General features: G+C 38.6%; 22 protein-coding genes. 2 read left to right on the top strand and 20 right to left on the bottom strand.

Going from position 1 to position 24,356, the window contains the following annotated elements; all coding sequences use genetic code 11:
• The 8 genes from DW938_RS09115 to DW938_RS09070 all read right to left on the bottom strand — a co-directional run bounded on the left by DW938_RS09115 (position 1) and on the right by DW938_RS09070 (position 12,223).
• The gene (locus tag DW938_RS09115) at positions 1–1,062 is read right to left on the bottom strand and encodes a toprim domain-containing protein (RefSeq protein WP_118059436.1); all 1,062 of its coding nucleotides are present in this window, start codon (positions 1,060–1,062) and stop codon (positions 1–3) included.
• Positions 1,059–1,370: a hypothetical protein gene (locus DW938_RS09110; RefSeq protein ID WP_118059437.1), complete on the bottom strand. Its 312-nt coding sequence runs from the start codon at positions 1,368–1,370 to the stop codon at positions 1,059–1,061. The genes DW938_RS09115 and DW938_RS09110 overlap by 4 nt, the downstream gene beginning before the upstream one ends.
• Positions 1,371–1,394: 24 nt before the next feature.
• Entirely contained in the window at positions 1,395–9,350 is a 7,956-nt protein-coding gene (locus DW938_RS09105) for an LPD25 domain-containing protein (protein ID WP_118124568.1), read from the bottom strand.
• A 16-nt stretch (positions 9,351–9,366) separates the two neighbouring features.
• On the bottom strand, positions 9,367–9,669 hold the full coding sequence (locus DW938_RS09100; protein WP_118124567.1) for a hypothetical protein: 303 nt from the start codon (positions 9,667–9,669) through the stop codon (positions 9,367–9,369).
• Between the two features lie 90 nt (positions 9,670–9,759).
• The gene (locus DW938_RS09095) at positions 9,760–9,936 is read right to left on the bottom strand and encodes a DUF3970 family protein (protein WP_118124566.1); all 177 of its coding nucleotides are present in this window, start codon (positions 9,934–9,936) and stop codon (positions 9,760–9,762) included.
• Positions 9,937–11,000: 1,064 nt separating this feature from the next.
• Positions 11,001–11,198 carry a hypothetical protein gene (locus DW938_RS09080; protein WP_118124563.1) on the bottom strand — a complete coding sequence of 66 codons (198 nt, stop codon included), beginning with the start codon at positions 11,196–11,198 and terminating at the stop codon, positions 11,001–11,003.
• A gap of 72 nt (positions 11,199–11,270) precedes the next feature.
• Positions 11,271–11,489 (bottom strand): hypothetical protein, encoded by a 219-nt coding sequence (locus DW938_RS09075; protein ID WP_118059442.1) that lies wholly within the window; start codon positions 11,487–11,489, stop codon positions 11,271–11,273.
• A 5-nt stretch (positions 11,490–11,494) separates the two neighbouring features.
• On the bottom strand, positions 11,495–12,223 hold the full coding sequence (locus tag DW938_RS09070; RefSeq protein ID WP_118124562.1) for a hypothetical protein: 729 nt from the start codon (positions 12,221–12,223) through the stop codon (positions 11,495–11,497).
• Positions 12,224–12,356: 133 nt separating this feature from the next.
• On the opposite strand from DW938_RS09070, the gene DW938_RS09065 reads away from it, so the two are divergent.
• Positions 12,357–13,124: a hypothetical protein gene (locus DW938_RS09065; protein WP_117934602.1), complete on the top strand. Its 768-nt coding sequence runs from the start codon at positions 12,357–12,359 to the stop codon at positions 13,122–13,124.
• On the opposite strand, the gene DW938_RS09060 is transcribed toward DW938_RS09065, so the two are convergent.
• The 4 genes from DW938_RS09060 to DW938_RS09045 form a co-directional block, all read right to left on the bottom strand.
• The gene (locus tag DW938_RS09060; RefSeq protein WP_147342370.1) at positions 13,093–13,476 is read right to left on the bottom strand and encodes a hypothetical protein; all 384 of its coding nucleotides are present in this window, start codon (positions 13,474–13,476) and stop codon (positions 13,093–13,095) included. The genes DW938_RS09065 and DW938_RS09060 overlap by 32 nt on opposite strands.
• Complete coding sequence (locus DW938_RS09055) at positions 13,469–13,654, bottom strand: hypothetical protein (protein ID WP_117934608.1); 186 nt, start codon at positions 13,652–13,654, stop codon at positions 13,469–13,471. Before DW938_RS09055 ends, DW938_RS09060 begins: the two co-directional genes overlap by 8 nt.
• Positions 13,635–13,805 (bottom strand): hypothetical protein, encoded by a 171-nt coding sequence (locus tag DW938_RS14795; RefSeq protein ID WP_181984404.1) that lies wholly within the window; start codon positions 13,803–13,805, stop codon positions 13,635–13,637. The genes DW938_RS09055 and DW938_RS14795 overlap by 20 nt, the downstream gene beginning before the upstream one ends.
• Before the next feature lie 363 nt (positions 13,806–14,168).
• Positions 14,169–14,585 carry a hypothetical protein gene (locus DW938_RS09045; protein ID WP_118059447.1) on the bottom strand — a complete coding sequence of 139 codons (417 nt, stop codon included), beginning with the start codon at positions 14,583–14,585 and terminating at the stop codon, positions 14,169–14,171.
• 39 nt (positions 14,586–14,624) lie between these two features.
• Here DW938_RS09045 and DW938_RS09040 point away from each other — a divergent pair, with 39 nt between their 5' ends.
• Positions 14,625–15,404 (top strand): hypothetical protein, encoded by a 780-nt coding sequence (locus DW938_RS09040; RefSeq protein WP_118059448.1) that lies wholly within the window; start codon positions 14,625–14,627, stop codon positions 15,402–15,404.
• A 103-nt stretch (positions 15,405–15,507) separates the two neighbouring features.
• Here DW938_RS09040 and DW938_RS14790 read toward each other — a convergent pair whose 3' ends face one another.
• The 8 genes from DW938_RS14790 to DW938_RS09005 all read right to left on the bottom strand — a co-directional run bounded on the left by DW938_RS14790 (position 15,508) and on the right by DW938_RS09005 (position 24,224).
• Complete coding sequence (locus DW938_RS14790) at positions 15,508–18,714, bottom strand: SpaA isopeptide-forming pilin-related protein (RefSeq protein WP_181984403.1); 3,207 nt, start codon at positions 18,712–18,714, stop codon at positions 15,508–15,510.
• Between the two features lie 123 nt (positions 18,715–18,837).
• Positions 18,838–19,731, bottom strand: a complete 894-nt coding sequence (locus DW938_RS09030) for a hypothetical protein (RefSeq protein WP_118124560.1) — start codon at positions 19,729–19,731, stop codon at positions 18,838–18,840.
• A gap of 366 nt (positions 19,732–20,097) precedes the next feature.
• Positions 20,098–21,105 carry a toll/interleukin-1 receptor domain-containing protein gene (locus DW938_RS09025; protein ID WP_118124559.1) on the bottom strand — a complete coding sequence of 336 codons (1,008 nt, stop codon included), beginning with the start codon at positions 21,103–21,105 and terminating at the stop codon, positions 20,098–20,100.
• 48 nt (positions 21,106–21,153) lie between these two features.
• Entirely contained in the window at positions 21,154–22,074 is a 921-nt protein-coding gene (locus tag DW938_RS09020; protein ID WP_118124558.1) for a 3'-5' exonuclease, read from the bottom strand.
• Positions 22,075–22,096: 22 nt separating this feature from the next.
• A complete protein-coding gene (locus tag DW938_RS09015; RefSeq protein ID WP_118124557.1) occupies positions 22,097–22,498 on the bottom strand; it encodes a DUF6075 family protein in 402 nt (133 codons plus the stop codon).
• Positions 22,495–22,617 (bottom strand): hypothetical protein, encoded by a 123-nt coding sequence (locus DW938_RS15270; RefSeq protein WP_278278288.1) that lies wholly within the window; start codon positions 22,615–22,617, stop codon positions 22,495–22,497. Before DW938_RS15270 ends, DW938_RS09015 begins: the two co-directional genes overlap by 4 nt.
• A gap of 80 nt (positions 22,618–22,697) precedes the next feature.
• The gene (locus tag DW938_RS09010; RefSeq protein ID WP_181984402.1) at positions 22,698–23,732 is read right to left on the bottom strand and encodes a DUF4062 domain-containing protein; all 1,035 of its coding nucleotides are present in this window, start codon (positions 23,730–23,732) and stop codon (positions 22,698–22,700) included.
• Between the two features lie 87 nt (positions 23,733–23,819).
• Positions 23,820–24,224: a hypothetical protein gene (locus DW938_RS09005; protein WP_117934633.1), complete on the bottom strand. Its 405-nt coding sequence runs from the start codon at positions 24,222–24,224 to the stop codon at positions 23,820–23,822.
• Positions 24,225–24,356: the final 132 nt, after the last annotated feature.

The following is a 24,356-nucleotide window of genomic DNA, read 5'->3' as shown; positions in this document are numbered from 1 at the left end:
TCATTCCTCCGTTTTTGTTTTATCTGTTTGTTTTGAATGTGCTGACACCACAGCCTTGAGTGTATCGTTCCAGTCTTTGCCGTAAGGCGGTATGCTGACTGAAACAGTATACTGCTGTGAATATTTGTTCATAAGCTTTTCCGTTGCCTGCTGTCCTGTTTCGTCATTATCAAGACAAAAGACTATCTGTGTGATACGAGGATCATCAGATAGTCTTTGCTTAAGTGCTATGTCAGAGCAGCCTGAAAGGGATACTCTGTTTACGCCAAGCCAGCAGTCAGGACGGTATTTGTCCCCTTGACCGATAGCTGAGCATTGTTTTCTCATTGAAAGCTGCATTAAAGCGCCGTGTGACAACAGGTCAATGGGAGCCTCAAACACATATATCTTTGCAGGGTCATATCCATAAGAGTCGGGCACTGCGGAAACATAAAAACTATAATCCTTAGTACTGCCTTCAATATTCTGCGGATAGTATTTGTTAAAGGTATTTGTGATCTTCGCCTCAGCAAATCGCATTTTTCCTGTCTTATCGTAGCCGCAGAATATAGCTCGCTTTTTTACATCAAGATAAATAAGCTTGTTGCTGACGCAGTATGAAATTATATCGGCAGGCAGCTTTCTTGTGATGTTGAGGTAGGCGTAAAGCTCACGGCATTTGCCCTGCATAGGCTGAGGCGGTGTAAGCTCAGCTTTTGGCTTCTTAACTTTTTTCGGATAATGCTGCTCATTGGCTTTTAAATCGGGTGAGGCTCGTATACTGCAGCTATCCCCTATGAGTCGTGCTACAGCATCTTTGAAACCATATCCGTCAACTTTGCAGAGCCAGTCGATAGCACCTTTTCCAAACAGATCTCTTGAATACCAGTGCCATGTATAGCGGTCGGGGTTGATTTTAAGACTGTCATGTTCGTTGCATATAAGCCAGCCGCCTGAGGTCTTAAAGGAAAAGCCTTCGTGCTGCTCAAGAAATCTTACCATATCGGTGTGCCTTGCTGCTTCGATCTCTTCTTTTGAATACATAACGAACTGTTTGCCTGAGTTATATCGTCTGTCTATCATATACCCTCACCTCCTCTCATTATGAGTCGTGCTACAGCATCTTTGAAACCATATCCGTTAACTTTGCAGAGCCAGTCGATAGCACCTTTTCCAAACAGATTTCTTGAATACCAGTGCCATGTATAGCGGTCGGGGTTGATTTTAAGACTGTCATGTTCGTTGCATATAAGCCAGCCGTCTGAGGACTTAAAGGAAAAACCCTCGTGCTGCTCAAGAAATCTTACCATGTCGGTGTTCCTTGCTGCTTCGATCTCTTCTTTTGAATACATAACAAACTGCTCGCCAGAGTTATATCGTCTGTCTATCATATATCCTCACCTCCTCTCAATGTTTTATAATTTAAGCGCCTTTGGCTTAAGCTTTTCCAGTAAGGAATTATTCTTGCTTGTGTCAGTTTTGCCGCCATTAAACACATAGCTGCGGAATTGATCGCTTTCTTTTTCAGACAGATTATAGATCTTTGTATCTGATGAAGCGATGAGCTTGCCACCCTTTGATACTACATCACACCATTCTGATTTTTCATTAGTGCCGATCAATGCCTGATATTTATTGTTGTGAAACCTAAATTCTATAGCACTTTCAGGAGTGTGGTTTTTATTCTGCGAATTTCCACTGAGCTGTGCATTGACATATTCAAGACGTTTTGTCTTTTCGGCTAATTCTTGACCATGCTCAAATGGTTTGAGCATATTTTGCTGAGCTTCTGAAAGATCCTTGTTTGCTTTTTCAAGCTGTTCTTCAAGAGAACACAGCTTCTGATTTATCTGTATTCCTGCAAGATTTTCAATTCTTCTGACATTTCCCACGCCATTATCTGTGGCAACGTCACATGAATAAGTAAGCTCTCCGTGGAGAACAGCGATACAAGGCGTATCAAGCTCAAAAAATGTATTTGCTGACGGATTTCGTTCTATTGTGACTTTAAAGCCACGATACGTTCCAAGCTCTATAGGCTCACCTGTGGCAGTACATTTTGCCATTGCCACGGCAATTTGTTCTCCTGCATTTTCTCTCTTATCGTATCTGACGCCGCCTATTGTCATTTCAAACTCCTTGTTCAGCGCCTGCTGTTCCTGATATTTAGACATATCACTCTTGGATTTTGCGAGAAGTTCAGAGTAATGTGTTATCTGCTTCGGCAAAGTTTTCTCTGCCAACTCCTGCATTTTGTAAATTGACTTCTTGTGTTCTGCTTCAAGGGTTTTCAGCATTGCAACATCATTGTCAAGCTGTATTTTCTCTTTTATCATAGGATTACCGCTCGCTATAGCTTGCATTTCAGAGTATGTAAGTACCATTTCGTCAACATCTTCTGAAACTCTTGCAGGGCTTTTTGAGGTCAAAATCTGATTTATAAATTTCGCCTTGTTTGTTATAATGCCCATCATGTATGCGTCAAAGGTTTCCTCTGTAAGATAATGATATATTCCTACTTGTGAAAATCTGTTGCCTTGCCGTATTCCACGTCCGTCCTGCTGAGTGAGGTCAGAGGGCTTCCATGGTATGTCAAGGTGATGAATTGCGCAGATCCTATCCTGAATATTTGCGCCAGTTCCAAGCTTTGAAGTGCTTGCGATGATAAAACGTTTTTCGCCTTTGCGCAGGCTTTTGAACATTTCGTCCCTAGCCTTGTCTGTCTTTGCGTCGCCTGCAAAGCAGATCTCTTTCTCTGGTATTCCACGCTCCATAAGTGCCTGTTTTATAGCTTTATACACAGAGAAGTGTGTTTCGTCCTCGTTGATAGCGATATCACAGAATACTATTTGAACGCCTTTTTCTGTCATAGTGTTTTTATAGTTCTTTTCGAGGTTATCGATAAGCTTCATCACTTTGCTGTCTGGTGCAGGCTGAGCGTCTTTGAAAATACATCTAGTGTCAAGACCGAGCAAGCGTGCTTCATGAGTTATTTTCAGCATATTGTCCTGCCGTGGGTCGACAGTACCGCTGTGTATCGTTTCAGAACGTGTGGCAAGCTCTTTCATGTATGCTTTTTGACGTTCGTCTGGCTTTGATATTATTACTATCGGCTTGCCTGTTTCAAGCTTTGGCACAGGAAGTTTCAGCATATCCGCTGTTTGAATATCAGCGAATTCCTTATACATCTGCATAAGCTCAGGAATATTCACAAACTTGCTGAAACGGTTCTTCATCTGAAAGCCGTTGCCCGCAGGCTTGATTTCAAGCTGTGATACCACCTCACCGAATGTACTCGCCCAATCGTCAAAGTTCTGCAATCCTGCTTTTTCGAGAAGATCTGGTCTGAGATAACGCTGCATAACGTAAAATTCCACCATGGAATTGCTTATAGGTGTACCTGTGGCAAAAAGTATATTGTTGCAGCCGTACTTGTTGTTGAGATACTGAGTTTTCATCAGCATATCCTCTGATTTTTGTGCTGCTGTTGTTTGTACGCCTGCCACATTTGACATTTTTGTAGAAACAAAGCAGTTCTTATAGTTATGTGCTTCATCACATACAAGATAGTCAAAGCCGAGCTTTTCAAAACACAATGATGAGTCTTTTGGAGAAGAAAGCAGCTTCTCAAGCCTTTCCTCTATGTTTTTCTTCTGACGTTCAAGGGCTTTTACTGATGATTTATCCTTTCTCCCTGCTTCGGATATCGCACTCATGATATCGTGAAGTTCTTTTTGCATGAACTGCTCTTTGTACTCGTCTGACATAGGTATTCTTTCAAACTGAGTAAATGACATTATCACGGCGTCATAGTCACCAGTAACACATCTTGCAATAAAACGCTTTCTATTGGCTTTGGTAAAGTCTTCAGGTTTTGCCACAAGCAGTTTTGCATTTGGATATAGCCGCAGCCACTCACTCGCCATTTGCAGCGTAAGGTGCTTTGGTACAACTACGCAGGCTTTGTTTATAAGACCAAGACGTTTCTTCTCCATTACAGTTGCAACCATTTCAAAGCTTTTTCCTGCACCAACTTCATGTGCAAAGAGCGTGTTTCCACCAAGCTTTGCACGCATTATGGCGTTTGATTGATGTTTCCGCAGCGTTATTGATGTGTTCATGCCTGGAAAAGTTTGATGTGAGCCGTCATACTCTCTGCCCCTTATGGAGTTGAACAGATAGTTATACTTTGCAACGTATTTTTCACGTCTACCCATATCGTTCCATAGCCAGTTTTTAAAAGCCTCCTTCATTAAACGAGCTTTCTCTTTTGCAAGCTGTGTTTCCTTAGTGTTTATCTCATACCATACTCTACTGTCCTCCTCTCGTCTGTCACGAACTAAAATATCACGCTGGTTAAGCAGATTTTCAAAAATATGATAACTACTCATTCGGTTTGTACCGTAGGTTTGATTTGCGGCAATAGAATGGTCTTGATATTTTCCCTCAATCTTATATTCGCCAAGCGTTGTTCTTGTGACAGGGTATAAGTATGTATTTGCTTTTGCATATTCATTCAGAAACTTGTTGTAATCTGCAATATCGATCCAGTTTGCACCGATCCTTACAGAAATCTCACTTGCATCAAGGTCTTTTGGCACAACTTTCATTAGAGCTTCTACGTTTTTGTTGTAGCTGCTGTCAATATGCTCCGCATGATCTCTGGCTATTCTCAGCTTATCACGGATATTGCCTGACAGATATTCAGATGACTCCGTATAGCCTGAATATGGGTCATTGTCTTTAACTTTGGCAGGATCTCTGAATATTTCATCACCAAGGTCAGCGATAACCTTTTCAGGCGTAGTGTCTGTGAGCTGTGACATATAGAGAATATCGACCTTGCCCAATCTGTCCATTGACACTTGAAGTGCTTCTAGTGCTGTATCAACTTTTGAAACTGGAATATCTGGAAGTATCGTTCTCTTTGTGAATATTGCAGCCTTTTCAACTGTCTTATTTTCCACGTTGACGACTTCGAGTGCAGCTAAAGTGTTGTAGTCATCATCATTAGAAAAGCAGCGTGAATTGGCACTGTCAGTGATGTTTCCGAACTTTGTTCTGAAATTGTCATATGTGCTGTTGAGCTTTTTCTGAAGTTCTGCAAGCTGTTCATCAGTGCAGCCGTCAGCTTGGGCATTGATAAGCTCCATAGTTGCTTGCCTTAGAGTATGAAGCCCTTTCATGCGTTCAAGCGATTTGCCTGTTTCTGTGACCTTGACCATTACTTCATTTTCACGGAAATAAAGATCTCCGTCAACAATGGTATGAGTGAAGTTCCTGACAGTTGGATCAGCAGGGAGTATCTCAGCTGTCCCATTGTCAAGCTCAGTTTCCACAGTATCAATAACGCCGTCTATTTTTGAAATGGCATTTATGAGCTGCTGTGCAAGGGGAGTGTCACTGTTTGCATAGCAGGTCGTTACCTTGCTGTCTGCACCATATTTTCCTCGCATACGCTCGTCCCACGCCATAGTACCAAGTACCATATCGGGGTTATCTGCAAAATATTTGTTGCAAGGTATACCGTCTGCTGTTTGAGTAACGTGTACCCAGTCTGGTATAACAGAGGTCATTGTTGTTCTTTTTTTCAGAAAGATAATATCTGTTGTAACACTGTCTGCGTCTTTAAACGTTCCAGAAGGAAGTCTTACTGCACCTAAAAGGTCACAACGTTCGGCAAGATATTTTCTCGCTTTATCATTTTTCTTGTCCATTGTGAATTTTGAAGTCACAATGGCAACAATTCCTCCAGGCTTTACCTTATCTACTGCTTTTGCGGCGAAATAGTCATGAATTTTGAAGTGGTATTTGTCATAGGCTTTGTCTGCAATGCCATAATCTCCAAACGGTATATTACCTATGACCACGTCAAAGCTGTTATTCTTGAATGTTGTTTTTTCAAACCCTTTTATCTGGATATTATCCTCTGGATAGAGCTGCTTGGCTATTCGTCCTGAAATGCTGTCAAGCTCAACTCCGTAAAGTTTTGAATCTGCCCTCATTTCATCAGGCATTTTTGCAAAAAAGTTTCCAACGCCCATGCTAGGCTCTAATATGTTTCCACCCTCAAATTGAAATCTTTCCAAAGCAAGATATACGCTGTCTATGACTTCTGGCGGTGTATAGAAGCTTGTCAGTGTTGATGATCTTGCAGCACTATACTCATCAGTGGTCAGAAGCTCTCTTAAACGAGTCTGCCTTGCTCCCCAACTGTCAGCAGAAACATTCTCATTATCTGCGACAAAAGCCTGAGCAGTTCCGCCCCAACCTGAGTACCTAGCCATTATCTTCTGTTCTTCAGGTGTCGCAAGCCGCTTTTCACTCTCTATTTTCAGCAATGTTTCAATAGCAGCTATATTTGCGTCACATCGAGCAGCAGCTCCGCCCACAACAACATTGTCAGGGTCAAAGTGGTATGTGCTTGCCTTGACATTTTTCTTTGGATTTTCTACCTTTTCGGTTTTGACATCTTTATCAGGTATAGTGACGGTTTCAGAAGCAGGGGGTGTTTCAAAGAGTGAAATCTGTTCATCAGATGTAGGAGATATAGGGGTGCTTTCAGAAACAGGCGGTGTTGTCTTTTTTTCTTCAGACAGAACATTATTAGCAATTGTAGGCGTTTCATATGGTATAGGTTTTTCGACTTCGCCATTTTTGATTGCCAGCATTTTCTTTTCATAATCATCAATCTGTTCTCTGGTGAAGTAGGCGTTTTCAGGCATTTTCTCATACAGCTCATTGATCTTAGCTATCTGTTTTTCAACTGTTTCTGCCCACAAGTGCTTTTCTGCACCTGTTTTCAGATAGTAATCACAATCAAGCTTAAGCCTGCCCAAAAGCTTGTCTATTTCAGGCTGTGTTTCATTTGTAGGTGTAGGCACTTCATCGACCAGTTCTGCCATATGTGCGGCTTTTGCAGCTTCAAGCTCAGGTATGATCGATCTGTATATTGAGTATCTTTTCAGAAAATCAATAACGCCGCCGTATCCGTCACCTGCGTCCTGGCGTTCAGTGATCGTTTGTCCGTCAGGCATATTGATAGTAAACTTGACCTTATCATAGCCCATAAACTGTGAGAATTCGTCATCAGCGTCTGCTTCATACCATGCTTTTGCTGAACCGTACTTCTCTATTGCAGCCTTTGCTCCTGCCACCATTTCACTGTCAGCCTGTTCCATGAGCGTGTCAAATTCTGCAACACTGTAGGTCTTGCCGTCCTCAAAGTAGTTGCTTTCGCTCCATTCACAGGTTATCGTAGGCTCGGATAAAGTAGTGAATGATTTAACATCATTTGAACTTATATCGGCACTATTTTCTTGTTGCTTACCCTTGACAATATTGCGACTTTGGTGTATAATAATATTAGAGTCAAGATTGTTTATCGCCTCAGGCAATTGGAGCCTTTGACACGAGAACAGTGCTTGGCTTTTTTCTTTGTCCCAAAACAGAATATTATTTGATTTTGCAGCACGTTCAACATAGTTTGCAAACCCATTTTCTTTTCCATAAATACTTGTGATAAAGTTTGATGATACATTTTCCATTTCATAAATGCCTTGCCCATTTGGTTTAACACTTACGATTATCGGTGCATTATCATTATCAACGTTATTTAAACAAATTACTATACTTTTATCAGCACTTTTGTTTGGAGAAAGTGAGTCCATTATTATGGCAGGGCTTTCTAAAAGATGTGGGATATTACATATCTGTTCTAGTGTTAAGCCGTGCCAATGTGCATTGTTCGGGGATTTTTCATGTAGAGCGTCTTTTAAATGTCTTTGCGTATACAACATAGGAAGCCGATCACAGCCGATATCCACAAGAATTTGTGGTGTATCACAAACCTTTAGATTTGAGTATTTTGGGAATACGCCATTTAAAACATCATTTATCTGTTCAGCAAATGTTTTTTCACTCTTGACAACTCCAGAGGAGTCTGTTATACTGCTTGTAGAGCTATTAGGAACAGCAGGGCGTAGCTGGTTTTCAGCCAAACCTATAATTCTTGATGGTTCTATTTTTTTGTCCTGTTGAGTAACATCTGCTGAGATTGTGTCGGCAGAGTTGTTCTGGACTTCAACCGCTTGAACGTTCTGCTTTGAATGCTCTATTACAGCTTTATCAAGATATATCTGAACATCATGTGGATCTATCTGTCCGTCAACTGCCTGATGAAACATCTCAAAGAATGTTTTTATCTCGTCTACCGTTAGCCGTTCATCGACCTCGTTAAGAACAGTAATAGAAATTCCCTCAGAAAAACCCTGCTGCAGCATGGCTTTTTGTTCATCACTATAATCATGGTGAGAGAACATATCTGACAGCTTCAGCCGACCATTGAGCTCATTTACATATGTATAGTAATCATTGAGTATGCCCTTTGGATCGAGTGTTTGCTCAATGACACTCTGAGCATAGTAATCAGATAATAAAGATGATATATGCCGCAGTTCGTCGGGCGAATATCGGACGCTTACCCAATGCCGTATGTTATGTTCACCATTTTGTGCAGCTGCCACCACAGCCTGTTTTAATGCAAGTACCTGTTCTTGCGAAAACTTAAGCTTTATAAGGTCTTGGAGTATATCGTCAACCCTATCAGACGTGCTTTCTTGCTTTGCGGTTTTGGCATTGTCAAGAGCTTCGTTTTTGCGGTCAATTGCGATAACTTCTTTTTCAATTTCAAACAGCGTGTCTTTGGCAGCGTGCTGAACAGCTCTGCTGAAAAGAATCATATCTCTTGCATTTTTGATAAGGTCAAGAGCGCTTACATCAACATCGGTATGCAGATCTATTTTACCTGAAAGATTACATCTTTGAGAAACAACGAACTGCACCACAGAATCCAGTGCATGGCGGTATACCTCAGCCTGTTTTGTGTCAAGTCCCATTTGAGATATTGCATTTTGTACTGACTCAGCTATAGGCGCAGAATTAAGACTGTTTGCTGTCATTGCTTCGATACATTCTTTGACCGATCCTGCGTTTATATTGTATCGGTTATTAAGCGTATTGAGCAGCTCAGGTGTATTGCGGTCAGTAAGTGTCCACATCTCAGGCAACTCTTTGCCGCCTGTCTGAGTGACGTCATATAAATATCTGCAAGTGTGATTTTTGCCAAAAACAGCAACGCCGTGAGAGCCACGTCTTACATATCGCCCTAGACGTCCCCATTTCTTATACTCAGCGATCTTTGTTGCGTTTCTATTCTGCTGATATACTAGCACAGTGTCTGAATACGGCTGCTTATACATCTTTGCAGAAAATTTGAGATAATCAATGTATTCCTGCTTATTGTTCCTCAGCTGCTCATTGATTTCAAACCATGCTTGTTTTACAGCTTCATACTTATCGTGCTTATCCATTTAAGTTTCCCCTCTTTTATTTTTCAAGAATATTTAAGAGCCGCTCCAAAAGCGCTTTATTCTTGCCTGTATCTGTCATATCCATGATGTTGAGCGCATATCTTACGCCCTCAACAAATCCTAGATCGTGAGCGTCATCAATTACATTCGCTTGTAGTTCACATTCTTCCTCTTGCAGCTGAATTAATCGCTCTCGCCGCCCTTTGTAGGTTTTCACCCAATGGGTCTGAGCATTGTCTGTTTCGTAATCATCTTGAAAGCTTATCATGATTTCTTCCAAGATATCAAACTTAGTTTTCTTTGGCGTTTCAGTATTCATGTTGTTTCTCCTTTCGCATATAAAAGGAGCGTATGAATTTCTTCACACGCTCAGGTTTACGATTTTAAGTTGTGTGTCACTGTGACACACTTATGTATCTAGGTTACTCTGTTCTTTTAACCTTATCTCCACATATCTTCTTACATACTCCGAATTTCTGTTAGGATAGTCATCACTCTCCATCAAAAAGTGATAGCCGTCCTTTTTCAGCTGTTCTGTGAACTTTTCAACTTCTTCGGGCAAACCCTCTATGCGTACTTTTACCATTTTTATCAGCTCCTATCAAACTTTTATAATAAGGAACGCCACAAAAGTACATATGCAGCTCATCAAATGAGTGTTGCGTATCACTGCGATAGAACTTGTCTGGTATTCTTTATTGTGTGTCATATTGTATATGTTCTTCTTAATGTAGCCTACATTAAAAAGTATAATAACCGCTTTTATCAAAAGCCATATGACAACGACTTTTGTCTTAAGAAGTGTATTGCTTTTAAAATACACTTTAATAAATCCAAGCATTAATGAGTTGATAAACAGTAGGAATATCAGTAGTCTTGAATTTATGGGTGTATGGTTATTCTCGTTCATTTTTAGTATACCTTAATCACTTGACTGGCATTAATTTTATTGTATAATTATAGTTGGAGAGGGGGTGTGTATAGTGTACGAACACATTAAAGATTTATATTCTTTTTCAAAGCAAAACAAATTCGGTGCATTCTTGATTATATTGACATTACATATATGTACATGGGATGACAATTTCCAAATTAAACTAAATCAGCTTCTTTATACTGAATATGATATGTATATCCTTGTAGAGTTGCTAGTTTTTGCTGCGTGCAAATTCATTATTATACTAATCTATACAAGTGTCCTACTTAAGGGGTTGTTTTATTTGTTTTTTTCAATAGAATTTGAACATAAAAAACCATTTATAAACCAAGTGGGCGAAAAATATCAAAAGTTACTTCACTTTGGTAACACTGCGTTACTCCTTGTGTTACCAAGTTTATTAATAGGATATTTCTTGTTGATAATAATGTCTGTTCATAATTCGTGGGAACATTCTTTGAATTATGTAATAAAACAATTTTCATTTACCAATTTGATTATTTTACTGCTACTCCATTTGCCTTATGTAATGGCATGGGTTTATAATGAAAAGTCAGATAATAGAGCACACTAAAATGTTAGCGCCTGCCCCGTTGCAGGCGTTTTCTTCATGTATGATAAATTGATCCCTTTTTTACTGCCTTTTCAGACAGTATCAATTACCTTTCTTTTCGCTTTCGGCTGAACATCACAGCAGCCGTTCCAAAAGCTCCTTATTCTTTTCTCTTTTCAGCTAATATAAAGATCAATCCCATAAGTGCAGGAAGTATCATGATCGGTAGTATTCTTGCCTTAATATACTCTGACGGAATTGACCAATCTGCTTTGTTATTGACAACAATTATCGAGTTGACTGCATTTGCGATAATAAAAGTGATGTTGTAGAAATTACGCTTGATTAGCTTTTTCATTTGAATATTCTCCAAAATTTTTATATAATAAAAGAGCGTATGAATTTCTTCACACGCTCGTGTTTGCGATTATTATTGCTGTGTGTCATTTATAACTTCGGTGAACTTATATGTTCCAACAGGAAGTCCTTTTATATTGATAACTCCACATTTATCAGCAGAAATATACGGGAACTCCACAACTTTTCCGTCAGAAGATATTCCCTTCAAGTTATACATCTGTGGTCTATCACTATTCCTTTTATGTAGTTTTGCAAGCTTTGAGAAGAAATGTTTTTTGAGTTTTTTCATTGCTTTTACTCCCATTCTATAGTTTTTATTGAATACCCATATTTGCTTAGATACTCCAAACACGCCACATAAGGATTAAGAAAAATATCTTGTGGCAATGCTTTTTCATCAATAGTGATTTTATTTATTTCCTGTATCACATCGTTGAATATCGATTTTAAAATTTTTTTATAGGAAACGATAGCTGCTGTCTTAAACCACAAAAATGTGTTTTCATTTATTAAAAGACCAATTTCTATGCTATTGCCATTTTTAGAATAACAGTTTCTTCGTATTCCGAATACTCTTTGATTACTTTGGGGTCTGTAAAAAATAATCAGGCTTTCTTCGTTTGTTTCGGCATACACGGCATGAAACCCATTCTGCTTGAAGTGTTTCTTTAATTTACAAAATAGCTTTTCAGAAAGATTTAATTCCTTTGGCTTAAAAATTCTTATTGTTCTTATGGTATCATATGAACTGCAATTTCTTTCCCATGTTTCTAAATCATCAATAACAAGATCCGCCTGTTCCGCTGATACCGCAAAATCTTTTGGGTACATAGTCAAAAGCATATTAGTAAGCTCACTTGTGCTAAAGCCAACGCCTTCGTTCGCATATTCCTCAAAAAAGAGTCCCATAACATATGTTAGCAAGTATGGTAAACTTACAATATCGTATGAAGTTTTGAGAACAGTTTTTGCCTTGTCACCATTTCTTGAAATGGTAAACCTTAATTGTTTAAGCTTTGACAAGAATCTCATCCTTTCTTTTTAGACACATATTTTGTCTTTATATTGCATAAATTCAAATTATGTGCTATAATATGTGTGATTAATAAACTGTTAATGTGAAAATAGTTTAAAATAATTATTGAGGTGACAAGATATGGTTTTTGAAGAAGCACTCTATATTAATGGATCACAAAGAAAAATGCTGTCTATTGAAGATGTAACTCAGTTAGCAACAAATTCGTTAGATCTATATAATGAAATCAAGAATAATCTTTTCTGCCCTGAATGTGAAAAACCACATTTGACTTATAATTCATGTACAACGAAATCTAACTATTTCTCAACCCGCAATTTAGAAAGTCACGCAGACACTTGTTCTTTTAAATGCAAAAGAGCGACAAATCATCAGTTGGAACTATTGGAAAATGACGAAAAATCACTGGACAGACTTCAAAATAGGCTTAAAGCTGTTATATTATCCTGTTTTTCAGAGAAGAAAGCTGCACGGAATCCTTTTGTTATAGAGAATAAGATATCTAAAGTTTCTACAAATACTGAAAATCAAATTGAACGCACAGCCGTTAAGTATGCTATTCCTAAAAAACGTATTACAAATGGATTATCTCAGGCTGATGTTGATCAGTTAAAAATCTTTTATGGAAAGGTAAGAGTCCGTTGCAAAAAGCATCGCAATGGTCATAAATTGTATATTTTCAATCTAACACAAAGACAGTTACCAATGATTTGTTCCATATATTTGTCTGAAAAAGTATATGAACACATAAATATAAAGGATAATGATTGTTTCAACTGTTTAATATCATTCTATGTTAAAATGGAAATCAACAAACAGGACGATAAAATATATTACAACTGTATACTAACAGATTCTAGGAAAATGTTCTTTTGGAAAATCGACTGATAGTGCGTAACATCTTCTGTGATTTTTCCCCTGAAAAGAGTTTTTTTATTCTGTTAATATCGGTGTACATATATCCATCACTTTCACAATAGCCGCCCTCATCAATAAGGTCATAGTATGTATAAGGTGTATCAGGATTAGTGTTGAGGTCAAAAGCTGTAATATGTTCCTTCCTGACACTAAAGCCATACATGGTTACAAGTTTGTCTACGATATCATCAACGGACGCTGCATTGTAAAAGTAGATAACGTATCCGACAAGAAGCAGCATATCTTCGCCCTTTATTTCATTACTGAAAATCAGAGTTCCTGTTTTGTTATCGTCTGCTATAAAGTATCTATACTCATTCATTTTTTGCTCCATAATCTTTTTCCTTTGTCACGACTATGACATTAGACATAGGGTCAACAACTATCAGCTTTTTGCTTTCATTGCATAAACGCTTTGGCTCGATACAAAGGCAGCGTCCCATACCACTGCGGCGGTCTTGACGGCGTTTTCTGCAAGACCTATTGATCCTGATCTTCATCAAGCATTACCTCCACATATCTTCTTACATACTCCGAATTTCTGTTAGGATAGTCATCACTCTCCATCAAAAAGTGATAGCCGTCCTTTTTCAGCTGTTCTGTGAACTTTTCAACTTCTGCAGGTAAACCCTGTATTCTTAGTTTTATCATTCTTATCAGCTCCTCATTCATGTGTTCTGTGGCTTTTTGTTCTTTTATTTCCTTTTTATCACTTTTTCTTAGTTTAAACAAGCCGACAAAATTGTACAATTCAAATACAACGAATAAGATATCGAGTATCTTCATGATTTCACCTTGAAACGCTTTCCTTTTTTCTTAATAATTTCGATTGGTTTTCGCCAAATATATAGAGGATCACCAGTGTATATTGACCACAACAAAGACCAAGATCCTATTACAAGTACATAGCAGATAATCAAAAAAAGTGTGCTCACATTATCCTACCTCCCCAGCCCCTGCCCTGTTGCAGAAGCTCCTTCTATTTTAAATGCTTGCAATATGCGCATAAATATGCTATACTTTTATCAAATCATACCCATTATCTTTCAAATACGTCATTATAACTTCCTTTTGATTTTCAAAAAACAGCTCTAATGAATTGTCTACCCAATAAGTATCCGTGTCGGGGTCATAAAAGATTGTAAACCTGTAGTCCTCAGCTGCCTTATCTACGCCTTTCATTTTCGCTATCATTTTATCAAAATTGTTATCGCAGCCGTCATAAAATGAAACACCGAGCTTTTCATCATCGCCTCTTTCAAGGCAACCAAGGTCAAACCACTTAGAGTCATCACTTTTATGTATGACGTATATCTTTGTGCTTTTATAATTTGGATAAAATAACAGCAGTTGTTCATGCTCATTAGCCGCATGATATGTCAAGTAGCTCTTACTTTTATAGTAATTTTCTAATTCTTTAAATGTATTCATAATGTTCGTCCTCTTGATTTTAATAATGGAGATGTTAAGATGTTTTACGCTATTTCAAAAAAATATAACGATGTGGTTTGTGCAAGTAACGTCACCGATTTGAATGACACATTTCTTTGCCTTAATTCTCAATGTAAAGCAGAATACTTTATTAAAGGGATAAACAGTGAAAGAAAGGCACATTTTTGTCATAAGCATAGTACTCCACACGTACAGGGTTGTCCTTATGATATGGGTTTAACTAAATATCTTAATAATGATGATATTGTTAAATCCTCGTTGCAGGATATTTATGCTCATATTAGAAAACCAATAAAAAAAGCACCAACAATTCACGTTAACAAGCAACCAAAGCAGAACGCTTCACGAAAAACTTACATCAATACAACCAAAGATTTGTTTTATTTTTGTACAACTAACTCATTAGATACAATTTACGAAAATGAAACAACTATAAATGATATAATTGTTGATAGTCGTAATATATGCAGTAAAGGTTTATTTAAGGGCTTTTCAGGCTTACGTTTGGTTGTTGGTTATACAATTATATATAATTTTCCTAAGAAGTTTATTTTGTTAAAAACGAAAGCAGTTACAAAATACGGAGAGATCAGAGTTCTCAATAGCACTGTATATATGGAAACACATCAAATAAAAGAGATTAAAGATTATCTATTTGGTACATTTGGAACTTTCACAGGTTATCCAGTTGCTGTTTTAGGAAAGTGGTCTAATTCTCGTTTGTTCAACATTGAATGTACCATTAATGAGCCAACAAATGTCATTTATAAATTTGCTAATGATATTAATAAACGTTAAAACTGTATACTTAATCCCCCTCCCCAGCCCCTGCCCAGTTGCAGGGGCTTTCTTCATGTATGATAATCAATCCCCTTTACTGTCTTTTTTCAGACAGCATCAATTATCTTTCTTTTCGCTTTCGGCTGAACATCACGATAGCAGCTCCTGCAAGTATAACTACCACACCGCCAAGAACTGTTCTGCCGTCAATGTCATTGTCGGAAGAACCAGTGTTTGGCGTGTCAGGAACTTTTTCATTGAACATATCTGCGTCCACTGTCTGAGCATATGTTACAGTGACCTGTTTTGAGTCAGCAACAAGATAGCCATAAGGAACTGTAGAGCCGTCCTCTGTGATAGTGTATGTACCAACTGGAACGCCCTCAAATTTCGCAAGTCCGTCCTTGTCGGTGACGGCTTCAATGCGTATCTCTCTGCCTGTGTCAGACACACCCGAAAGAATAAATCTGATACCCTCGATGTTTGTCATTCCGTCTGTTTTCTTGTGTACCTTAACTGTTCCTGTCTGCTCGGCATTGAGTATGTCAGTATCAACAGTTTCTGCATATGTTACTGTGACCTCTTTTTCAGCAGCGACCAAATAGCCGTATGGCACGGTTTCCTTATCCTCGATAATTTTATATGTGCCTACCGGTACGTTTTCAAAGACAGCTACGCCGTCTTTATCGGTAGTTGCAGGAATGTTTATCTCACGTCCTGTGTCAGATGTACCTCTCAGATAGAAAGTGATACCCTCAACGTTCTTCTGACCCTCAGTTGTCTTGTGAATTGTGATAGAGCCTGTCTGCTCGTTGTTGAGTATTTCTGCGTCAACAGTTTCCGCATAGATAACAGTGACCTCTTTTTCATCGGCAACGAGATAGCCGTATGGCACTGTTTCTTCGTCCTCGATGATACTGTATGTACCTATCGGTACGTTCTCAAAAACTGCTATGCCGTCCTTATTGGTAGTTGCAGGAATGTTTATTTCACGTCCTGTGTCTGATGTACCTTTGAGGTAGAAAGTGATATCCTCAACATTCTTCTGACCCTCAGTCCTTTTCTGAACCTTGATAGAGCCTGTCTTTTCCTCATTAGTGACCTTGACTGCTGCGGTTGTGTTGTACTCAACCGTGACCTCCTGCTCATCAGCAACAAGATAAGCCGCAGGAACTGTTGAGCCGTCCTCTGTGATGACATACTTGCCGATTACAAGCTTATCGAACATTGCTACGCCATTTTCATTTGTTGTCGCTTCAAACTTCAAGTCCTTATTAGTGTCTGAAATGCCTGTTGCATAGAACTTAATGCCCTCGATATTGAGATTGCCTGTTGTTATCTTTGTGACCTTTATAGAGCCACTTTTCTTCTTGTTTGTCATTTCAGCCTTGACGATATCATCGTTTTCTGTTATTTCGAACGGATACGGAGTATCGTCAATTTCATAGATATCTGGTGCTGATATCTCTCTGTAGAAATATTTGCCTATAGCAAGCTGAAAATGTGCAATGCCGTTCTCGTCCGTTGTGCCAGTTATGACCTGTTCTTTATTTTCATTAAGAATTTCAAAGGTGCAATCAGGGATAAGCTCGCCTGTTGACACGTCAGTTTTTGTTATCTCAAAAGGAATAGTGTTTTGCTCGTTATCAAAATCTACAACGAACTCCGCCTGCTGTTCAACAAGCTTGATAGTCTGTGTTGGCTCATCAGAAATCGAATAGCCCTTTGGTGCTTCAATTTCTGTCACTGTGTAGCTATAGCCCTTGTAGATAGCCTTTGTTGTTTCAGCTATGCCGTCTGTGCCTGTGGTTATGGTGTCAATAACTGTTCCTTTCGGGTAGATACAATAGCCGTTGCCAACGTAGATATCCTCGGCTGCTGCCACTTCAAACTTTGCGCCTGCAAGGTCAGCTCTTGTTTCAGCGTCACGCTTGTGAATTGTTATCTTGCCCTTGTCAGGAGCAGAAGCCTTGTTGACGAACTCCGTTTTAGCCGTCTTGTCAGCGGTAACAGTGATAGCTTTCTTTGATGAAATCATATATCCGTCTGCCGTGGATATTTCTCTCCACTCATAATCGCCCTCTGGCAGACCTGTTACATCAATATCACCCTTATTGTTTGGCGTAAGGTCTGTAGCCTGTGAAGCGAGGTCAGTGAAGCTGTAGCTTCCGTCCTTGCCGCTTGCTTTTACAAACTTATAGCTGTTGCCGTCCTTGTATGCCAACTGGAACTTGACGGCTTTGTACATATCCGCTGTGCCTGTTTGCTTGTTGTCAAAGTAATCTGTGAAGCTCTTGTCAAGGTGAGCTGAGCCTATTGGTGTTGTTATTTTCAGATAAGCCTTAACAGGGTCTTTGTCCTCATAGCAGGAAACCACCATTTCCTGAACGTCTGAGCCGCCCGAAAGGATAAGAGGTGAACACTCATCTATGTGTTCAACATACTTGCCCTTTGTCTTTGTGAGCGTGAAAACAACGTTTTTCAAATCTTTCTCATTGTCTGCTGTGATAGTCATATTTGAGCCTGAGTGTGTAACAGTCACTGAGTTCGGCTTTGAAACGCTGAACTGTGAAAGACTGTCAAGCTTGAGCTTTGCTGTCCACTTGCCTGTCTTGACATCATATTTTGCAGGATATGAAGCTTTGTCGAGCGGCTTGCCGTAAGACGCCTTTGATGTTCCGCTTGGTACATCATAGTGCGAAAGCATTTCAGCTTTCATCTTTTTGTAGCAGTCAACCAATTCCTTATGATGACTGCTTGCATTACTTCCGTTATAGCTGTAGGCGTTTAGCAACTTTGTTTCGTTGCTTGAAAGTCCGGTTGTAGACTCATCATAATATCTTGCCGAAACAGCCTGAGCCATTATGCTTGAAGCACATATCTCTGTGTCTTTTGAGTAGCCGTACTGAGTTTTGCCCTTGTAGCTGTAAATGGTAAACTCTTTTATTTGCCTTCTCATTGCGTCAGGCACATATGCTTTTTTCACATAGTCCTCAAGTTTTTCCTGCTTAGATGTTGTTCCGCTTGTATGCTGCTTGTCAAAGTTGATACAATAAGCATAGCTGCCGTCTGATGTTGAGAAATACGGCACTGAGCTTGCCCAATAGCCTGTGAAGTGGGTGTCATTTGACTTGCCTGTTTCAATGTCATAGCCGTTAGGCAGACCCGAACCTCTGAAGTCATAGCTCCATTCGTTAAGCCACTGCTGACTTGCCTTGTTGGTATCGGAGAACGCTGAGGCTGTTATGCCCTGCGTTAATGCCGACAAGCTGAGCAGGAGAGCCATTGCAGCACTGCTCAGACGTTTGAAAAGACTTTTCTTTTTCATTTGTTTTCCTCCTAAAAATTTTTTATATATCTAAAAAGCCCATAGGACTTGAATTTCCGCAATAAAAAAAGCAATCCGAAAGAAAATCGAATTGCTTTTAAACTCTATTCAGTTTAATTTATATCAGTAAAGGAGGTATATTTCCCATGCAGGCTTTCCACCTGAATTTATTGCTGAGCCATCACCATGCCATTGCTGATACACAACTATGTGAGCTTGGTCATTACCTATTCGCCCATACAAATCTTTAATACCGCCTTTTACAACACCATATAGTTCGTCACATGATGAATATGTGTCAGGCAATACTGTGTAAGGAGTACCCCACGATGAATTGTCAAGATTTCTTGTGGCTATGTTATCCCACATTTCCTGCTCGGTATAGAAGATAGCGTCAAAGTCACAAGTTTCATTACTATATTGTTGAAGTTCCTTAACCACTCTGTCTATATCATTCTGTGTCAGCTTAAACTTTGGCTTAGCCGTTGTAGTTGTAGTCGGCTTTGGCTTCGGGGCTTGTGTTTTCTTTGCCGTTGTGGTGGTCTGCTTTTTAGTCGTTGTCTGACGCTCTGTCTGTCTTTCTGTCTGACGTTCCGTCTGCTGTGGCTGATAGCTGTTGTTATTGTTATTGTCACTGTTGTAGCTATTGTTGCCTGAGCCGTTGTTTGCGGTGCTGTGGCTGTAGCTCTGATTATTTACTGTTCCACCATTACTAGCCTTAGAGCTGTTCGCCTTTGCGGTCGAGCCACCCTTGGTAGTTGTCGAAGATTTACCACTGCTTGTAGAAGTGTTGCTCGTTCCAGATGTAGTTGTGGTAGCCGAAAGGGACGTTGTTTCCTCACTCTGAGAGGTCAGTGTGGCTTCCGTTGTGGTAGTTGCCGAAGCTTCTGTGCTTGAAGCCGTTGTTGTGGCTTTCGGTGCGGCTGATGATGTGGTGTCTGTGTTGCCACAGGCGGTTATGCTTATCATTGTCGCACTGATGAGCAGGGCGGCTATGGCTTTCATTGTGTTCTTCATATGGTTTTCCTCCTTTTTAGACTTGACATATATCTTAAAGTGATGTATACTTATATATAGAAAAGGTAAACCGCATAGACGGCTATCCTCAGTTTTTGATTATGTAAAAAATAACCGCAACTTTTGGTCGAGGGCGGTTATTTTTTTATGCTTTTTATCAACTCGTTGAGAGCGACAATCAGCACGATAGTCAAGACAAAGAAAGCTAAGTCCATTCTATCACCTCCCGAATATCCTATTTTGCCTGAGCCTTTCGGCTGACAATATTCAGACCATTCCGTGTGGGAGGACACCGCCTACCGTTTAAGTTTACCTTTTCCAAACTAGATTATATCACAATTGATTTGTGATGTCAAATATTGCTGTTTAATTTTGAGCGTTTATCGCATTGATGATATCCTTGATGAGCTCTGTTTTATTTCCATTGCTTAGGTCATAGTATTTATAATCGCCTAATGACGGCATGATGTTATTTACATCTACATCGTCTATTTTAACTATGTACCAGCCTTTTTTCTTGTTTGTTAGCGCTGACATTATTGTTTTAAGTTCCAACTGTCCGTAATTTGATGACAGTGTCGCATTACTAAGAAAGAGAATGGCAAAATCACTTTCTTCTATACCTGCAAGGATTGATTCCAGCAGGTGAGAACCTACGCTTATGTCTTTTTTGTCTATCCAAAGATCAATGCCGCTGTATTCAAGGGCTTCTGTTATTTCATAGACCAATTCCTTGTTAGCGTGGCAGTATGATATAAATACTTTTTTCCTCCTAATATGAGTATTAAAGTTGTATCCCTTCTTGGTGAGATCGGATTTTGAACAGAAGAAATAAGTGTCACTGAATATTTGCGTTATATCTGCTTTGCTGCAACCAGGTGGAATATTCGCCATATTGAATTTTCTGTTGCAAAATTCCATGAACAGTTCGTTGATCCCCAACGATGACTCTTTTCTCAAATCATATTTCTTGATAATGTTTTCAATAAGCTGTCCCTCATTTTGTTTCGCTTCAATTGAAAGATAAGAAACAAGGTTATATGGAATATTACATACAAATAAAATGATACAGCCATTGGAAGATACGATTTGGTTTATTTCATTCACTGCGTCAATGTAGGCTTCTCGATTTTCGTAGGGTATTAAAATGGTAGCATAGTATTTCATTTTCGTTCCTTTATATATTATGATCTGTTTGCTGTCAACGTCAGCAAACGCTTTGACGTTTAGTTCGATTTGAAATAGAGCTGCATACCATTTATAAAATTTTAACGGCTCATCAGATATTGCTGAGAATGGTATCGATATGAGTGAACTATTTTTCTTGTCATATCTGTTATACAGCTCTTTTAACTGAGATGTATTGAGTAACATCGTACACACTCCATTCTACCATATTATTCATCATGTGTCAATTATCTGCTATTCTCCACTGAGTATTTTATGATAAACAAACAATGTTGCAAAACAATCCGCAAGGCTATTATGTGCTTCAATTCCTTTCACGTTCCAATCATAATCATAGTACGCCGCCGCTGTTGTGAGTTTTTGCCATTTATAATTCTCATGATACACACTGTATTCACCGTAAATTTCAGCAAATTGTATCATCACATCTTCAGTACGAAAGGCGTTGCACTCCTCATCTGTTATGATATCGCTTCCCACAAGAAAATTCAAATCAAAATCAACGTTATAGCCGATTATCCAATGTGCCTGCGATAATATCGCATATAGTTCAGCGGCTTTCTCGTTTATATATGGTGCGTCAGCTACCATTTTAGGCGAGATATGATTAACGCTTTCTGCTTTTGACCATTCTTTGTGCCTGAGTGGCTTGAAGTAGCTGTCAAAAAGAACGTTTCCCTCCTCGTCAATGATAGATACCTGCAATAGCTCATCACGAAAAGGGTCAAGTCCTGTGGTTTCTGTATCTATCACTATTGATTTAGGATACTCTTTTTTCGGATAAAGCTCTTTTGTTTTCTCGGTTAATTTCCATATCAAATCTCGATAAGGCAATAAGGCAGCTTCAACCGCTTCATCAAATATCTTCTTCTGTTCCTCTTGGCGTTTCTTTTCCTCGGCTTCTTTACGCCACTTGCGATTAAGTCTTGCCAGCTTATTTTTTCTGTCCCTCTCAGGCTGAAAAAAATCCTGCAACTCTTTTTCTGTTGCAGGATCTACCTCATCAGGGCTGTAGTACACATATGAAGCTTGGCAATTCTTATTCGCCCAAAGTTCAACGCCTTTAGCGTCCTTTTTCGGCAGCTGTCCTAAGAGCGCCCACTGACGTATGGTTTTGTATTCTTCAAATTCAGGACAATAGTTCTTGACTTTCATACCATTACCTCCATTTCATTACTTACATGAAAATCTCGAACCTTATTCTTAGAGCTTCCATATAAAATGGCGTATAGTTGCAGTTAAAGATATTGTTGGGTGCATAATACTTGCTCGGTATATATGCTCTCTCTCCGTTCTTGTCGATATACGTTTCGGGTGGATCTGAATCATAAACTGTGCCGCTCCAAAGATTAAATGCAAGGCGTGTTGTTTTCAAGCTCGTATGCGTCTGAAAAGGCTTGTTCAACCCCTCAAAAATAATAACATCTTTTTTTACGTCATATAGTGCGCCAATATGGTCACGCAAAACAGTGTCCAATGTGAGGAGGTAAGCAAGTGACATATGAAAGTTATCGAGATATGGCATTTCCTTGCACAACTTATTGAACATTTTCTCGTGTTCTTTATCTTGAAAAATCATTTTTCTGTCCTGCCTTTCTTGAAAATTCTGAATTTATCAGGAATAAATGCGCTTATAATCGTACAAATTCCTGATATACAAAGACCTGCACCCAGTGAAATGTAAAATATTCTTTCCATGGTCTAATTACTCCTTTTTATAAAAAAAGGACACCTGAAACTCAAGTGTCCTTACGTTTGTATTAAGTTTAACTTTTGGTTTACTGTCGAACGAGAACGTCATAATTCTCCATTAACTTAGATAACACATCATTATATAGCTTAGTATTATTAGCAACAGCATTAAAGAGGTCGGCATTTCGACGCAAATCATGATTCAGGTTGCAGAATTGTATATTCTTATGTTTTAGAGAATTGTCTATTATATCAGAAAACTCTTTGCTTGAAATGTCTTTGACTTTTGAAATGAAAGAAAAAGCATATATCAATGCATCGAATAACATTTTAATGTTTTCTTCTTTGCTATAACTTTTATTTTCAAATATTCTAATGTTTGCTTTTATCCTGTTGCTTAATGTTAATACTGTAAGCTCATTGTCGAAATCATCGTGTTTGCCATCATACAATTTATTGCTTACTAAAGTGACCTTATTATCAATTCCGCCAATAGTGTTCTCCAGCTTTTCCAATATATCTTGCAGTGTTTCTGCCGTTTTCTGTTCACGAAGCTGGGTGAGATATTTTTTCATGAGATCAGCCCATTGCTCGTTCAGTATGTGTTCTATATCATTTATTGTCAAAAACTGAAACATTGGTAATCCCAAAATCTTTATTTCATTTATAAACTTAAAGATATTAATATTATCCGCATTATTGAATTTAATGTTTAATATCGCTTCAGACTCATTTATATTTCGCTCATACAGTTCATATTCGGTAAATACCTTGCTGTCAACAAAGGTGTATATAGGAATTTTGCTCTCATTTGCTGATCTGAATTCTTTCCTTGTGACAGAAACATATTCTTTAAATTCGTTGTTATCAGTTGTCGATGGAGATCCATATTTGCCACCTATTATCAAAATAGCCATGTCTGAATTTTTCATTGCTTCATAGCAGGAAATATCCAACGCTCTATTGGGTGTATAGCCAATATTTCCATTTTCAAATAATATTGGCTCATAATTTTTACTAACTATAAATCTCATAAGTTCTTCTCTTATGTATTTTAGATCATAAAATGTTGAACTAATAAATATCCTTGGTTTCATTTTCTTCTTCACCTTATCATTCATTGTTTTCTCCCATTTTATCATTTAAAGTGATTTTTGTCAACAAAAAAGGACACCTGAGATTTCAAGTGTCCTTAAGTTTTTATTTACCTACATCTTAAATGCAGAAATAACGATTTCTGCAAGAAGTCTGTCATATTCGTAAGGCTCATACTTTGATTTATTATGACTCAAAGTTTTGAACAGAGCTTTAAGCAGCAAACCTTTATTTGTGTTGTTCACCATATGCCCAAGATACATTGCTGTACGATTTAATACGGCTATATCAGTACGTTCGTTGTTGTTTCGAGATGAATAAAATCGACCATTTGACAAGCTGTTGTAATAACTACTTATACAGTTATCAATTTTCATTATAAGGTATTCACGCTGAACAGTGGTGAGATATTGTTGATCAAGAGCCATAAGTTTGTGACAAAACTTTTTTTGTTCAGACAGAACACCCGAACATATGCAGGCATTGCACTCATTAAGAAGTTCTGCGTAGTAATTCAATATTGCTCACCCTTTTATTTTATCATCATCGTCTTATATTGTCAACAAAAAAGGACACCTGAAATTCAAGTGTCCTGTAGTGCTACAATAGATATTGGACAAAATTAAGAAAAAAGAAAAGAGAGATAGACA

The sequence above is a fragment of the Ruminococcus sp. AM43-6 genome, assembly GCF_003461785.1.
GTDB classification, from domain to species: domain Bacteria; phylum Bacillota; class Clostridia; order Oscillospirales; family Ruminococcaceae; genus Hominimerdicola; species Hominimerdicola aceti.
Note: the sequence above shows the minus strand (reverse complement) of the source record. Positions and strands in the feature narration are given on the sequence as shown.